Source organism: Phenylobacterium sp. Root700, from assembly GCF_001429025.1.
Taxonomy (GTDB): domain Bacteria; phylum Pseudomonadota; class Alphaproteobacteria; order Caulobacterales; family Caulobacteraceae; genus Phenylobacterium.
Genome location: NZ_LMHT01000008.1, coordinates 1 through 14,747 on the forward strand (window position 1 = coordinate 1; position 14,747 = coordinate 14,747).

At 67.6% G+C, this 14,747-nt stretch carries 14 protein-coding genes; 3 read left to right on the forward strand and 11 right to left on the reverse strand.

Annotated elements, in window-relative coordinates:
* Positions 1-85: 85 nt before the first annotated feature.
* On the reverse strand, positions 86-1,891 hold the full coding sequence (lepA, locus tag ASE02_RS03690) for a translation elongation factor 4 (RefSeq protein WP_056731284.1): 1,806 nt from the start codon (positions 1,889-1,891) through the stop codon (positions 86-88).
* A 206-nt stretch (positions 1,892-2,097) separates the two neighbouring features.
* On the opposite strand from lepA, the gene ASE02_RS03695 reads away from it, so the two are divergent.
* The gene (locus ASE02_RS03695; RefSeq protein ID WP_056731286.1) at positions 2,098-2,724 is read left to right on the forward strand and encodes a DUF1134 domain-containing protein; all 627 of its coding nucleotides are present in this window, start codon (positions 2,098-2,100) and stop codon (positions 2,722-2,724) included.
* 119 nt (positions 2,725-2,843) lie between these two features.
* On the opposite strand, the gene pheT is transcribed toward ASE02_RS03695, so the two are convergent.
* From pheT to rpmI, 5 genes are all read right to left on the reverse strand, one after another.
* Positions 2,844-5,219: a phenylalanine--tRNA ligase subunit beta gene (pheT, locus tag ASE02_RS03700; protein ID WP_056731287.1), complete on the reverse strand. Its 2,376-nt coding sequence runs from the start codon at positions 5,217-5,219 to the stop codon at positions 2,844-2,846.
* On the reverse strand, positions 5,216-5,623 hold the full coding sequence (locus tag ASE02_RS03705; protein WP_056731289.1) for an ASCH domain-containing protein: 408 nt from the start codon (positions 5,621-5,623) through the stop codon (positions 5,216-5,218). The genes pheT and ASE02_RS03705 overlap by 4 nt, the downstream gene beginning before the upstream one ends.
* Positions 5,623-6,726: a phenylalanine--tRNA ligase subunit alpha gene (pheS, locus tag ASE02_RS03710; protein WP_056731290.1), complete on the reverse strand. Its 1,104-nt coding sequence runs from the start codon at positions 6,724-6,726 to the stop codon at positions 5,623-5,625. The genes ASE02_RS03705 and pheS overlap by 1 nt, the downstream gene beginning before the upstream one ends.
* 118 nt (positions 6,727-6,844) lie before the next feature.
* A complete protein-coding gene (rplT, locus tag ASE02_RS03715; protein WP_056731292.1) occupies positions 6,845-7,201 on the reverse strand; it encodes a 50S ribosomal protein L20 in 357 nt (118 codons plus the stop codon).
* 13 nt (positions 7,202-7,214) lie between these two features.
* Positions 7,215-7,415, reverse strand: coding sequence for a 50S ribosomal protein L35 (rpmI, locus tag ASE02_RS03720; protein ID WP_056731293.1), 201 nt, complete (start codon positions 7,413-7,415; stop codon positions 7,215-7,217).
* 190 nt (positions 7,416-7,605) lie between these two features.
* On the opposite strand from rpmI, the gene ASE02_RS03725 reads away from it, so the two are divergent.
* On the forward strand, positions 7,606-8,322 hold the full coding sequence (locus ASE02_RS03725; RefSeq protein ID WP_056731295.1) for a DUF1345 domain-containing protein: 717 nt from the start codon (positions 7,606-7,608) through the stop codon (positions 8,320-8,322).
* Between the two features lie 6 nt (positions 8,323-8,328).
* Here the strand turns inward: ASE02_RS03725 and ASE02_RS03730 are convergent, their stop codons facing one another.
* Positions 8,329-9,243 (reverse strand): DMT family transporter, encoded by a 915-nt coding sequence (locus tag ASE02_RS03730; protein WP_056731297.1) that lies wholly within the window; start codon positions 9,241-9,243, stop codon positions 8,329-8,331.
* 84 nt (positions 9,244-9,327) lie between these two features.
* Between ASE02_RS03730 and ASE02_RS03735 the strand changes: the two genes are divergently transcribed.
* Positions 9,328-9,804: an Lrp/AsnC family transcriptional regulator gene (locus ASE02_RS03735; RefSeq protein ID WP_056731299.1), complete on the forward strand. Its 477-nt coding sequence runs from the start codon at positions 9,328-9,330 to the stop codon at positions 9,802-9,804.
* Here the strand turns inward: ASE02_RS03735 and ASE02_RS03740 are convergent.
* From ASE02_RS03740 to infC, 4 genes are all read right to left on the reverse strand, one after another.
* The gene (locus ASE02_RS03740) at positions 9,801-11,006 is read right to left on the reverse strand and encodes an MFS transporter (RefSeq protein WP_056731302.1); all 1,206 of its coding nucleotides are present in this window, start codon (positions 11,004-11,006) and stop codon (positions 9,801-9,803) included. The genes ASE02_RS03735 and ASE02_RS03740 overlap by 4 nt on opposite strands.
* A complete protein-coding gene (locus ASE02_RS03745; protein ID WP_082601864.1) occupies positions 11,003-12,238 on the reverse strand; it encodes an MFS transporter in 1,236 nt (411 codons plus the stop codon). Before ASE02_RS03745 ends, ASE02_RS03740 begins: the two co-directional genes overlap by 4 nt.
* Positions 12,239-12,351: 113 nt before the next feature.
* On the reverse strand, positions 12,352-14,022 hold the full coding sequence (locus ASE02_RS03750) for an amidohydrolase (protein ID WP_235536606.1): 1,671 nt from the start codon (positions 14,020-14,022) through the stop codon (positions 12,352-12,354).
* Between the two features lie 140 nt (positions 14,023-14,162).
* Entirely contained in the window at positions 14,163-14,684 is a 522-nt protein-coding gene (infC, locus tag ASE02_RS03755) for a translation initiation factor IF-3 (protein ID WP_056731308.1), read from the reverse strand.
* Between the last annotated feature and the right edge of the window lie 63 nt (positions 14,685-14,747).

A 14,747-nucleotide genomic window follows, 5' to 3' on the forward strand; every position in this document is an offset into this window, starting at 1 on the left:
GACATCGACGACTCCCTGGCTCAGCACCAGGGAATCACGATCAGCGAATTTCGCAACAGGCCCGAGCGGGGAGAGGGACTTCTCTCTAGTCGGCGTCCATCTTCAGGGCGGCGATGAAGGCCTCCTGCGGGATCTCCACCTTGCCGAACTGGCGCATGCGCTTTTTGCCGGCCTTCTGCTTGTCCAGCAGCTTGCGCTTGCGGCTCATGTCGCCGCCGTAGCACTTGGCCGTCACGTCCTTGCGCAGGGCGCGGATGGTCTCGCGGGCCACGATCCGGCCGCCGATCGCCGCCTGCAGCGGGATCTGGAATTGGTGCGGGCTGATCAGGTCCTTCATCTTCTCGACCATGCCGCGGCCACGGGTCTCGGCGCGGTCGCGGTGGACCAGCATCGAGAGCGCGTCCACCGGCTCGGCGTTGACCAGGATCGACATCTTCACCAGGTCGCCAACGCGGTAGCCCTCGATGGCGTAGTCGAAGGAGGCGTAGCCCTTCGAGACGCTCTTCAGGCGGTCGTAGAAGTCGAACACCACTTCGTTGAGCGGCAGGTCGTAGACCACCAGGGCGCGCGAGCCGACATAGCTCAGCTCCCGCTGTTCGCCGCGGCGGTCCTGGCAGAGCTTGATGACCGAGCCGAGGTACTCGTCCGGCGTCAGGATCGTCGCCTTGATCCAAGGCTCGCTGATGCTGGTGATCTTCACCGGGTCCGGCATGTCGGCCGGATTGTGCAGCTCGATCTCGCTGCCATCGTTCATGTGGATCTTGTAGACCACGCTGGGTGCGGTCGCGATCAGGTCGAGGTCGAACTCGCGGCTCAGGCGCTCCTGGATGATCTCCAGGTGCAGCAGCCCCAGGAACCCGCAGCGGAAGCCGAAGCCCAGCGCGGCGCTGGTTTCCATCTCGTAGGTGAAGGAGGCGTCGTTCAGGCGCAGGCGGCCGATGGCGGCGCGCAGGTCCTCGAAGTCGGCGGCGTCCACCGGAAACAGGCCGCAGAACACCACCGACTGGGCGACCCGGAAGCCCGGCAGGGCCTTCTCGGTCTGACGCTTTTCCTCGGTGATCGTGTCGCCGACGGCGGCGTCGGCGACCTGCTTGATCTGGGCGGTGATGTAGCCGATCTCGCCGGGACCAAGCTCAGCGACCTCGGTCTGCTTGGGGGTGAAGACCCCGATCCTGTCCACTTGGTGGTTGGCGCCGGCGTTCATCATCCGGACCTTCATGCCCGAGCGCAGGACGCCGTCGAGCACGCGGACCAGGACCACGACGCCGAGATAGGGGTCGTACCAGGCGTCGACCAGCAGCGCCTTCAGCGGCGCGTCACGGTCGCCCTTGGGCGGCGGCAATCTGGCGATCACTGCTTCCAGCACCTCGGCGATGCCTTCGCCGGTCTTGGCCGAGCAGAGCACCGCTTCAGAGGCGTCGATGCCGATCACGTCCTCGATCTGCTGACGCACCCGTTCCGGCTCGGCCGCGGGCAGGTCGATCTTGTTCAGGACTGGGACGATCTCGTGATTGTTGTCGATCGCCTGATAGACGTTGGCCAGGGTCTGGGCCTCGACGCCTTGCGAGGAGTCGACGACCAGGATCGAGCCTTCGCAGGCGGCCAGCGAGCGGCTGACCTCATAGGCGAAGTCGACGTGACCGGGGGTGTCCATCAGGTTCAGGACATAGGTCTCGCCGTCCTTGGCTTTGTATTCGAGGCGGACGGTCTGGGCCTTGATGGTGATGCCGCGCTCGCGCTCGATCTCCATGTTGTCCAGAACCTGCTCGGTCATCTCACGCTTGGTGAGGCCGCCAGTTTCCTGGATCAGGCGATCGGAGAGCGTCGATTTCCCGTGGTCGATGTGGGCGACGATGGAGAAATTGCGGATGTGGGACAGAGGCGTCGTCATGGTCCGCTGCGTCTAGCACATTCACGCGAGATCGCGAGCGTGCGTGTTTTCCTCCCCCGTGACCAACGGGAACGGGGGAGGGGGACCGCGAAGCGGTGGAGGGGGCTCNCCGTCTGTGCATGGTTAATCGGACGTTAAGCCTGACCGCCCCATTCATGCCCTCTGGGGATGTGAGGCTCGTTCAAGCTTCAAGGATTTTGCGACACATGGATCGCCGTACGCTCATCGTTTCGGGACTGGCCACGCTTGGCGCTGCAGGCTGCGCGTCTGCTCAGCCGGGCGGGCCCGGCTCGCCGCCATCGCCTTCGCCGTCCGCCACGGCCAATCCGAGCTATTCCGCCGGTCAGGCCGAAACCTACAACCGCGATGAAATCGTCAACAACGTCTCGGACTTCCTGGGCGTCGGCGCCGAGGCCGCGGGCGGCGCCATCGAACGGGTGTTCCAGGACAACGGCAAGCCCACCGCCTACATCGCCGGTGAGGAAGCTTCGGGCGCCTTTGTCGGCGGCGCGCGCTATGGCCGCGGCCTGCTCTATATGAAGAACCGCCAGCCCGTGGAGGTCTTCTGGCAGGGACCATCGGTCGGCTGGGACTTCGGCGGCAACGCCAGCCGGGTCTTCACCCTCTGCTACAATCTCCAGTACCCGGAAGTGATCTTCCAGCGGTTCCCGGGTGTCGAGGGCGCGGCCTATCTGATCGCCGGCCTGGGCGTGAACTATCTGCGCTCCGACGACGTCACCATCGCCCCGATCCGCGCCGGCGTCGGCCTGCGCCTGGGCGCGAATGTCGGCTATCTCGGCTTCAGCCGCCAACGGCGCGTGCTGCCTTTCTAGAAGGCCCTAACGCCTTTCCCCGCTGGGGAGAGGTTGGGTGAGGGGACACCGGCCGTTCCGCCGCGCAGGCGGATCGGCGGTTGAGCGTCGCTTTGCGCCGCCCCCTCACCTGTCTTGGATCACCCCCGCAGCTTGGCGCCCACGGCCTTTTCGGCCGCCGCCACGACCTTGGCCGACAAGGCCTCGATCTCGGCGTCGGTCAGGGTCTTTTCGCGCGGCTGCAGCAGCACCTCGACCGCGACCGACTTCGAGCCTTCCGGCACGCCGGGGCCCTGATAGACGTCGAACACCCGGGCCTGAGTGATCAGCGCCTTGTCCGCGCCGGCCACGGCCTTGATCAGGTCGGAGGCCGCGACATCGGCGGCGACCACGAAGGCGAAGTCGCGCGACAGCGGCATCAGGGCGGACAGCTCCAGCGCCGGCTTGGTCTTGGTGGCCTTCTTCTTCGGCTCGGGGATCGCGTCGACGATCAGTTCGAAGGCCAGGATCGGGCCCTCGACATCCAGCGCCTTCAGGATGCGCGGATGGATCTCGCCGAACTCGACCAGCGCGTTCTTGCCCAGGCGCAGCGCGGCCGAGCGGCCCGGATGCCACCAGTCCGACTGGCCCGATTGGGTGACCTGCAGCGACGTGGTCGGCGCGCCGAGATCGTCCAGCAGCGACATCAGGTCGGCCTTCAGTTCGAACAGGGCGTCGGGCTTGGCGCCGTCCCAGCGACGCGGCGCGTGCGGGGCGACGACGGCGGCGATGCTGGTCAGCTGGTCGGCGGGCTGGTCGCCCTTGTAGAACGGTCCGATCTCGAACAGCGCCACGTCTGGGAACCCGCGACGGGCGTTGCGGCCGGCGGCCTCGATCAGGTTCGGCAGGATCGAGGGGCGCATGCAGTCCAGATCTGAGGCGATCGGATTGGTGACGACCAGCTCGTCCTGGCCGCCGCCGAACAGGCGGGCGGTGTCGCGCTTGGTGAAGCTCCAGGTGATGGTCTCGGCATAGCCCTTGGCGGCCATGGCGCGGCGGCCGGCGCGGATACGCGCCTGGCGGGCGGTCAGCACGCCGCCGGCGGTGGGCGGCATCTCGGGCAGCGGCAGGGCGGGCAGGGCGTCGTAGCCCTCGATGCGCGCCACTTCCTCCACCAGATCGGCCTTGCCTTCGACGTCGCGGCGCCACGAGGGCGGCGCGACCACATCGCCGTCGATGGCGAAACCAAGGTCGCGCAGGATGTCGTCGATCCGCTGCGGCTGCAGGTCCAGGCCCGCCAGCTTCTTGACGTAGGCGCGGTCGAAGTCGATGGGCGCCGGGCGCGGCAGGGCTTCGCCAGTGACCGTGATCTCCGACGGCTCGCCGCCGCAGAGCTCGAGGATCAGCTTGGTCGCCAGCTCCAGGCCAGGAACCAGGCTCTCAGGATCGACGCCGCGCGCGAAGCGGTACTGGGCGTCGGAGTTGATGCCGGTGGCGCGGCCGGTCTGGGCGGTCGAGATCGGGTCGAACCAGGCGCTCTCGACGAAGACGTCGGTGGTTTCGTCCGAGCTGCCCGTGCTGACGCCGCCCATGACGCCGCCGAGGCCGATGACGCCTGAGGCGTCGGTGATGACGGTCATGTCCGGCGTGATCGCGTAGGTCTTGCCGTCGAGGGCTTCGAAGCTCTCGCCCTCGCGGCCGAGGCGCGCTTCGATGAAGCCGCCGGTCAGCTTGGCCGCGTCATAGACGTGCAGCGGCCGGGCGCGGTCGTAGGTGATTAGGTTGGTGACGTCGACCAGGGCGTTGATGGGGCGCAGGCCGATCGAGAGCAGCTTCTGCTGCAGCCAGGCCGGCGAGGGGCCGTTCTTCACGCCCCGGATCAGCCGGCCGGAGAACTGGCGGCAAGCGCCGACGCCGTCTAGGCGGATCTCGACGGGGTTGGGGAACTGGCCCGGGACCTTGGCGACGCCGACGTCCTTCAGGGTTCCGAGGCCCGCGGCGGCCAGGTCGCGGGCGATGCCGACGACGCCCAGCCAGTCGGGGCGGTTGGGGGTGACTTCGAAGTCGATCACCGCTTCCAGGCTCAGCGCCTCGGCGGCCGAGGTCCCGACCGCCAGATCGTCCGGCAATTCCATGATGCCGTCGGATTCCGAGGCCGTCTCCAGCTCGGAGGCCGAGCAGAGCATGCCGTTGGAGACCACGCCGCGCACCGGCTTCTCGACCAGGGTGACGCCCAGGCCCGGCACATAGGCGCCGATGGGGGCGTAGATGGTGGTCAGGCCGACGCGGGCGTTGGGCGCCCCGCAGACGATCTCCTTGCGGCCGTCCCTGGTCTCGACCTGGCAGACGCGCAGGCGGTCGGCGTTGGGATGCTGGACCGCCTCGACGATCTTGGCGACGGAGAACGCCGCCAGCTTGGTCGCCGGATCGTCGACATGCTCGACCTCGAGGCCGGCCATGGTCATGGCGTCGACCACCTGTTGAGCGGTGGCGGTGGTGTCCAGGTGATCCCGGAGCCAGGAGAGCGTGAATTTCATTGATCGGCTCCTTCGCCGATAATCTCGATCAGGCGGAAGCGCTCGCACCAGAGCAACATGTCGGGCGCGTAGGTGCCTTCGCGTGTGAAACAGTCTTCGTGAACGGTAGCCCAGTGAGCCCGGCTGAGATCGCCTTCGCCTTCTTCGGCGGCGAAGGTGGGATCGACCTCATCGAAGCGGCGTTGGACAAGTTCGGTGGATTCGATGATGGCGCGGGGCCTGGCGGCTCCGTCGAGCACGACATAGCGCGCGCCGAGTTCGCTGCCCTTCAGGCCTTGGATCGCCGCCCAGCAAGTCGCGGTCTTCTTGCCCTCAAGGACGAGGGCGAGAAGCGCGTCGGCCGTAGCCGGGCTGTCGCCGAAAGCGAAATGCTCCAGCGATGCATGGGCGGCCGATCCGGCCATCAGCTCAGGCCCGTCGCCGGGTTCGGGGCGGCGTAGGGGCTGAAGCCGTAGTGCTCCAGCCAGCGGACGTCGCTGGCGAACATGTCGCGCAGGTCGGGCATGCCGTATTTCAGGACGCCGAGGCGGTCGACGCCGCAGCCGAAGGCGAAGCCCTGCCAGACGTCGGGATCAAGCCCGACATTGCGCAGCACGTTGGGGTGAACCATTCCGCAGCCGAGGATCTCCAGCCAGTCGGTGCCCTGGCCGATCTTCACCTCGCCGCCTGAGCGGTCGCACTGGACGTCCATCTCGGCGCTGGGCTCGGTGAACGGGAAGTGGTGCGGCCGGAAGCGCGTCGTCACTTCCGAGGTCTCGAAGAACCGCGCGATGAAGGTTTCCAGCGTCCACTTCAGGTGGCCCATGTGGATGGCCTTGTCGATCACCAGGCCTTCGATCTGGTGGAACATCGGCGTGTGGGTCTGGTCGCTGTCCTTGCGGAACGTCCGACCGGGCACGATCACGCGGATCGGCGGCTCCTGGCCGTTGGCGATCCAGCCGGGCAGCTTCTCGTTGACCTTGTGCATCACCCGCACCTGGACCGGGCTGGTGTGGGTGCGCAGGACCTTGCGCTCCCCATGGGCGTCTTCCGGCAGGAAGAAGGTGTCGTGCATTTCCCGCGCCGGGTGCTTGGGCGGGAAATTCAGGGCGGTGAAGTTGTTGAAGTCGGTCTCGATGTCCGGGCCTTCGGCGACGGAAAAGCCCATCTCGGCGAAGACGGCGATCATCTCGTCCATGACCTGCATGGTCGGATGGACCGAGCCGCGGCGGCGCGGCGGGGCCGGCAGCGAGAGGTCGACGCGCTCGGCGGCCAGCTTGGCGTCGAGTTCGGCGCTCTCCAAGGCGGCCTTCTTCTGCGCGATCTGGGCGGCGACGCGGTCGCGCAGGCCGTTGATCTGCGGGCCGCGCTCGCGGCGCTCGTCCGGGCTCATGGAGCCCAGCGACTTCAGCAGGTCGGAGATGGAGCCGGACTTGCCGAGCGCGGCGATGCGCACGGCTTCCAGGGCCGGGCCATCGGCGGCGTCGTCGATGGCGGTGGTGATATCGGCTTCGAGTTGTGCGGTCATGACGGGGCTCGTCTAGGGGAACGGACGGGGCGCGTGAAGAGGGCAGCAAAAAGCCCTCCGGCGGTTCTCACCGGAGGGCTTCTCGAATGCTCAGTTAAGTCGTTGGACTCAAATGGCCTCAAGCCAGCGCGGTGCGAACCTTGTCGGCGATGGCCTTGAAACCAACCGGATCGTTACCCGCGATGTCCGAGAGGACTTTGCGGTCGATTTCGATCCCGGCCTTATCAAGGCCGAAGATAAACTGGGAATAGGTGAAGCCTTCGAGGCGGGCCGCAGCGTTGATGCGCTGGATCCACAGCGAGCGGAAGTTACGCTTGCGGACCTTGCGGTCGCGGTAGGCGTACTGGCCGGCCTTGTCCACAGCGGCCTTGGCCGTGCGGATGGTGTTCTTACGGCGGCCATAGAAACCCTTGGCCTGCTCGAGAACTTTTTTGTGCTTGGCGTGGGCGGTTACGCCCCGTTTAACGCGAGCCATGTGTCAGTTCTCCTTAGAGGCCGTAGGGGAGCCAAAGCTTGACGATCTTCGTATCAGCTTCGCTCATCACCTTGGTGCCGCGGTTCTGACGGATGTACTTCGCGTTGTGGTTGATCAAGCGGTGACGCTTGCCCGCCACGCCGGCTTTCAGCTTACCGGTCGCAGTCAATTTGAAGCGCTTCTTAACGCCTGACTTAGTCTTCAGTTTGGGCATTTCTCTTACGGAGCGCTAACCCCGTCCTCTGGCGTATTGACGAGTCGCCCTGGCATGCCTTTGGCCAGACGACTCCGAAGAGCGGGGCGTTTACGTGAAAGGGCGAAAGAAGGCAAGGGTTTGAGTCTCGCGCGCCTCGCCCGGGGCCGATTGCGATATAGCCGTTCGACCCGTCAGGAGCGATGTGCAGATGAGTCCCAAGCGAGCCCCCATCCGCAACCGGGACCACCGCAGGCAGCTGCCGCGCATGCTGGGACCGTTCGCCAGCCGCCCCCGGCTGGTCGGCGCCATGCTGGCGGGGCTGATCGTCTGGGTGGCCTGCCTGGTTATTCCCAGCAGCTTGAGCCTCGTCACCTCGGCGATCCTGGCGTGGAACGCCACCTGCCTGAGCTTCATCGTCGCGGCGGTCATGATGATGTGGGGCGCGCGGCCCTCCACGATACGGGCGACGGCGGCCACGCAGGATGAGGGCCAGGGGCTGATCCTGGCGCTGGTGGTGTTGGCGGCGGCGGCGAGCATCTGGGTGATCGGCGCGGAGCTGTCGGCGGCCAAGGCCGATCAGGGCGTGGTCAAGGCGCTGCGGATCGGGCTGGTCTTCGCCACCGTGGCGGTGTCCTGGTTCATGGTGCAGATGATCTTCGCCCTGCACTACGCCCACGAATATTACGCCCCCGACGAGACGGGCGGGAAGGACGCGGGCGGCCTGCTGTTTCCGGGCGGCGAGGCGCCGGACTACTGGGACTTCGTGCACTTCGCCGTGGTCATCGGCGTGGCCAGCCAGACGGCCGACATCGCCTTCACCTCCAAGGCGCTCCGGCGGATCGGCACGGTGCAGGGGATCGTCGCCTTCACCTTCAACACCGTGGTGCTGGCCCTGACCATCAACCTGCTCGCCGGCCTGTTCTAGGGCGGGCTAAGGGGCGGCGGCGGGGCCGTCCTCCAGCATGTCCTCGGCCCGGGCCGGATCGGTCAGGATGGTGCCGACGCTGGCGGCGACGATGAGGCCGATCGCCAGCCATTGGGTGGAGACGAGGTGTTCGCCCAGGATCAGCAGCCCGGCGATGGCGCCGGCCGCCGGCTCCAGGCTGAGCATGACGCCGAAGCTGCGCTTGGGCATGCCGCGCAGGGCGACCATCTCCAGGGAGAAGGGGATGGCGCTGGAGATGATCGCGACGATCAGCCCAAGGCCAAGGGTGAGCGGGTTCAGCAGCTTTGCGCCGGCCTCGATCAGGCCGATGGGGACCAGGAACAGCGCCGCGGTCGCCATGCCCAGCGCCACCGACTGACCGGCGGGCAGGTGGCCGGTCCGCTTGCCCAGGATGATGTAAAGCGCCCAGAACACCGCCGCGGCGGCGGCGAAGGCGACGCCGGTCAGGTCCAGGCTGCTGCTGAGACGCCCCAGCGGCAACAGCAGGCCAAGGCCCAGCATGGCGACGCCCAGCCAGACGAAATGGATCGGCCGGCGTGAATGAATGAGCGCCAGGCTCAAGGGGCCCAGGAATTCGATGGCGATGGCCAGCCCCAGCGGGATGGTCCGGATCGACATGTAGAAGCTGAGGTTCATCAGCCCGAGCACGACGCCGTAGAGCGCGACCTTCGTCAGATCCTCGCGGCCCAGCTTCAAGCGCCAGGGCCGCCAGGCCAGGCAGAGCAGCACGGCGGAGAAGCCGACCCGGTAGGCCGTGGTCCCCTGGGCGCCGACCAGGGGGAACAGCTGCTTGGCGAACGAGGTGCCGAGGTTGATCGAAATGATGGCGCCGATGAGCGCCGCATAGGGCGTCAGCGCGCGCAGGCTCATCGCCTGGGTGTTGGTGAATATCCTCGACATGGCGGCAAACTACTGAGAATGCCGTGGCGGATGTCGGCGAAAACGGTCGTCGGTGCGGCGGAAACGGGCGATCGGAGCGCTATTATGACGGAATCCGTCATCTTGGATGACTTCGACCACCGGCTGCTGGCGCTGGTGCGGCGCGACAATCTTCAGCCGGCCCGGGTTCTGGGCGAGGCGGTGGGGCTGTCGGAGTCCGCCGTGCTGCGCCGACTGCGACGCCTGCGGGCCACGGGGGTGATCGCCGCCGACATCGCGGTCGTCGATCCGGCGCGGCTGGCCCGGACCATCACGGTTCAGGTTCTGGTGAAGATGGAGCGCGAGGGCGTCATGACCGCCTTTGCGGCGAGGGTGAAGAACCGGCCGGAAATCCTTGGGGCCTGGCAGGTGACCGGCGGCACGGACTTCCTGCTGATGATCGCCGTGCCATCCATGGAGGCCTACGAGACCTTCTGCTCGCAGGTGCTGACCGACCACACGCAGGTCCGCTCCTTCGAAACCCTGGTCGTCCTGCGCGAGATCGTGCGGCCTGATCCGCAAAGGGCGCGGTTGGCGCCCTAGGTGCGCCGGGGGATCAGCTTCATCACCTGATAGGCCATGACCAGGGCGGGCAGGATCAGGAAGGCGCCCAGCGCGAACGGCGCGCCGGGCGAGACTAGCGAGAACAGCTGGCCCGCGTAGATCGGGCCGCCGATCCGGGCGAGCGCGTTGTTCGACATGTTGAGGCCGAGCATCTCGCCCTGCCTGTCGGGCGGGGTGGAGAGCGAGATCAGCGCCACCAGGTTCGGGAAGCAGATCGACTGGCCGAAGCCGACGATGGCCAGGCCCACTACGGCCATCGGCCAGACCTGCGACGAGAATTGCACCAGCATGCCGATGCACATCAGCGTCAGGCCGGCGATCAGGACGCGCGGCTCGCCGAAGCGGCGGACCAGGGCTCCGGTGCCGATCCCCTGGGCGAAGGCGCCGATCACCCCGATCACCACGAAGGCGAAGCCGATCTCGCGCGGGCCCCAGCCGAACTTGGCCTCGGTCCATAGGCCGTAGGTCGCCTCGATGCCGGCGAAACCGGAGACGATGACGAAGCCGATGATCATGACCCGAGAGATGATCGGATGAGCGATGGCGTCGCGCAGGGCCGGCGGGCGTCCCTTGGGACGGGGCTGCCCGGTCGGCGGCCGGGTCTCGCGCACGAACAGCGCGACGCAGACCGACGAGGCCAGGCCGAAGGCGGCGGCGGCGAACAGCGGGATCTGGAAGCCGACGGGGCCAAGCTCAGGGTGGGCGAGCAGGCCGCCGAGCGCCGGGCCGGTCATGAAGCCGAGCGAGAAGGCCGAGCCCATCACGCCCATCCGCCCGGCGCGTTTGTCCGGCGGGGTGATGTCGGCCATGCAGCCCTGCAGGGTCGAGATGTTGCCGGCGAAGAAGCCGCCGGCGAACCGCGCCACGAAGGCCAGCCAGATGTTGGGCGCGAAGGCCAGCGCCACGTAGCAGAGCGCGGCGACGGCGATGGTGACGATCAACACCGGCCGGCGTCCGACCCGGTCCGACAATCGGCCCCAGAACGGCTCGCCCAGGAACTGGCCGAACGAGAACATCGAGAACAGCAGGGCGATCTGCCAGGCCGGCGCGTTCAGCGCCTTGCCGAAGAACGGCAGCAGCGGGATCACCAGGCCAAAGCCGGCGATGTTGAGGAAGATCACCGACAGCAGGATGAACAGGGCGCGCTTGTCGTCGTCAGGCGCCGGCGCGGCGGGGTTCATGGCGTGGGCGCCGGCGGCGTCTTGGCGAGTTGGGCGGCGGCGCGCCGGCTTGCGGCCAGGGCCAGGAAGATGGCGGGCGCCACGACCAGGGCGCCCATGATGAACGGTCCGTCCAGCAGGACCGGGAAGATCAGGCCCGCGCAGAACGGGCCGACCACCCGGGCCAGGGCGCCGGTGGCGTTGTTGAGGCCAAGGATCTGTCCCTGCCGATAGGGATCGGCGGTCTGGGAGATCATGGCGCTGACATTGGGCCAGGCCACCGACTGGCCGATCGCGGTCAGGCACATCAGGGCGATGGTCACCCCGCCGCCCGGCGAGAGGGTCTGGCCGGCGGCGGCCACGACCGTCAGCCCCATGCCGATGGCCAACATCTTGCCGGGCCCATAGGTCTCCGACAGCCGTCCGGTCAGGAAGGTCTGGGTCAGGGCGGCGGCCGCCCCGGTGAAGGCGAAGCAGACCCCGATCTCACGCGGCCCCCAGCCGAACTTGGCCTGCGACCAGAGGCCGAAGGTTGATTCGATGCCGGTGAAGGCGAAGCCGACCAGGAAGGTCAGCAGCATCAGTCGGCCGATCACGGGGTGGCCGACGGCGTCGCTGATCGCCGCCCAGCGGCTGGGCCGATGGGTGATCGCCTGGCTGCGGACCCGGCTTTCCTTGATGAACACCATGATCGCCACAACGCAGAGCGCCGCCAGGCCCGAGGCGATGAACAGCGGGATGCGGAATCCGATCGGGCCGGCGTTCGGATGGGCGAACAGCCCACCCACCATCGGGCCGAAGATCAGGCCAACGTTCCAGGCCGCGCCTTGGTACGACAGCAGGCGGGCGCGCTTTTCCGGCGGGGTGACGTCGGCGATGTAGCCCTGGACCACCGCGCCGTTGCCGGCCGCCAGCCCGCCCACCAGGCGGATCGCGAAGGCGACCCAGATATTGGGGGCGAAGGCCAGCGCCAGATAGCAGAGGCAGTTGCCGGTGATCGTCGAGATCAGCAGCGGCTTGCGGCCGTACTTGTCGGAAAGCCGCCCCCAGAAGGGTTCGCCGAAGAAGGCCCCGACCGAATAGGCCGAGAAGATCAGCGCGATCTGCCATGCCGGGGCGTCGAACGACTTGGCATAGAAGGGCAGCAACGGAACGATGATCCCGAAGCCGAGCATATTTATGAAGATGACGGCGATCAGGGACGGCGCCGCCATCGGGGACGGTGCGGCCCGCTGGGGCGCGGTGTCGGACATGTGAACGCTGTTAAGCGGAGCTGCGGCGCGCCGCAAGCCCGAGTGCTGGGGTCGGTTGTTTGTCGCGCGGCACTGCGGCTCCTAGGTCGCAGTATGGACCCGAAGGCGGCGGCCTATGGAGCCGAGAGTGCGGGTTTCAGGATCGTGAATGGGGCGTCGGCGTGCGCCACCTCTCCATCGACCAGGGTGAGCAGGCTGCGCGTGGCGGGCAGGGCGTCCAGCGGGACGACCAAGATGTCCTGGGAAAGCACCGCGAGGTCCGCGGCCATCCCGACCGCGATCCGTCCCTTCTCCAACTCCGCCCGTTCGGCGAAGGCTCCGCCGGAGGTGTAGGCGGCCAGCGCCTGTTCGCGGTCGAGGGCCTCGCCGGGGGCGGTCGGGTGGATGACCGCCAGCATGATGTTGAGGAAGGGGTTGGCCGGCGGGCCTCCGGCGTCGGAGCCGAGCGCAAGGGGTACGCCGGCGGCGAGGAGCGACTTGAGAGGCAAGAATGCGGGCGCGCGCGAACCGAGGCGCGCGGACATCATCGGGACGCCGCGCTCGTCCGGCATCGGGTTCAGATGCAGCGGGTTTTGCACGACGACCATGCCCAGGCGCCTGACCTGCTCGAACCTGCCGGCCGTAAGGCCGTCCCCATGCTCGACGCGCACCCGGCGCTGCACCCAGGTCGCGGGGGGCGCGGCCGCCTCCATCGCGTCCATCAGCCGGGCAAGCTCGGCGTCGCCGACTACATGCAGCGCCGCCTGTTGGCCCGGATGGGCGAGGATGCCGGCCAACAGGGCATGGAGCTGATCGTCCGTGTAGTTCGAACGCCCGGACCAGCCTGGGCGGTCGGCGTAGGGCGCGCTCATGTGGGCGTCGCGCTCGATCGGCGTGGCGTCCAGCACCCATTTGATCCCGGCCGCGCGCACCCGATCAACCGGCGCCAAGGGAGCGGCGAACTGATCCCAGGCGTCGGCGATCTGCCGATCCGGCATGGCCCAGCCGTAGAGCCGCCATTTGATGGTTGGCCGAGAGATTTTCAGCGCGGCCAATGCGTCTGGCAGCGCCTGGTTGTTCAGCATCTGATGATAGGTGGTGACGCCCCAGCCGGCGTAGAGCGCCGCAGTGGCGCTGTAGCGGGCCGCGAAGGCCTGCGGCGGCTGAGCGGCGTCGCGGGCGCGCATCAGGCGCCACTCGGCGTTCTCGCGCACCCGGCCGTCAAGGCTTCCGTCGGCGCGGCGGCCAAACCAGCCCCCGAGCGGATCGCTCGCCGTATCTTCCACGCCCAGCGCCTTCAGCGCCGCGGAATTCAGCAGCGTTCCGTGGCCCCACCAGACCTGCAGCATGACGGGGTTGGCTGGGGCGGCTGCGTCCAGCGCCGCGCGCCAATCGCGCTGATCGTTGATCGCCAGGGGGCCGATCTCGCCGCTCACCCAGCCCGGTCCCTGGCGGGCCGCCGCCGTGATGGCGGCGATAGCCTCCTCGGGCGTCGGACCGGGCCATGGCAGGTTCGGCATGGCGGCCTGGCGCGTCGGCGCCGCAGAGCCGGCATGGCCATGAGCTTCGATCAGGCCAGGCGTCACTAGACGGCCGCCCAAGTCGATCACCGCGGCCTTGTCGCGCGCCATGGCGCGGATGGCGCCGTTCTCGCCAACGGCGGCGATCTTGCCGCCCTGGATAGCCAGCGCCTGGGCAGCCGGCTCGCCCACGCCCGTAAAGATCTTGCCGTTCACCAGATAGAGGTCGGCGGCCCAGCCGCAGCCGGGCGACAGCGCCAGAAGCGCCATGGCCGTGATAAGCACGTGCAAGACAGAGCCCTCCCGTGACGCTCGCCAGCAGGCCCTCCCGCGCGGGCAGCGTCAAGCTTGGGCGCGGCGCACGAAAAAGGCGGCCACCCTGAGGGCGGCCGCCTTAATCGATTGTCAGTGGTCCTGGTCGCGCGTCAGCGCGGGGCCAGGATCATGATCATCTGACGGCCTTCCATGCGGGGCTCGTACTCAACCTTCGCCACCGGATCGAAGTCGGCCTTCACCTGCTGAAGCAGTTTCATGCCCAGCTCGGGGTGAGCAAGCTCGCGTCCGCGGAAGCGCAGGGTGACCTTCACCTTGTCGCCTTCTTCGAAGAAGCGATGCATCGCCTTGGCTTTGACGTCGTAGTCGTGGGTGTCGATGTTCGGGCGGAGTTTGATCTCCTTGATCTCGACGACCTTTTGCCGCTTGCGCGCTTCGTTCTTCTTCTTCTGCTCCTGGAACTTGAACTTGCCGTAGTCCAGGATCTTGCAGACGGGCGGATCCGCGTTGGGCACGATCTCGACGAGATCGAGACCTGCTTCTGCGGCGGCCTCCATGGCGGACGAAGTCGGCATCACGCCCTGCTTCTCACCGTGCTGATCGATGAGCAGAACTTTGGGAACGCGAATGTCTTCATTGATGCGCGGTCCGTCTTTGACGGGCGGCGCCTGCATCGGGCGGCGAATAGGCTTTCGCTCCTAGAGCTGTTGTAACGGGAACGGCCGGCAGCACGAAGG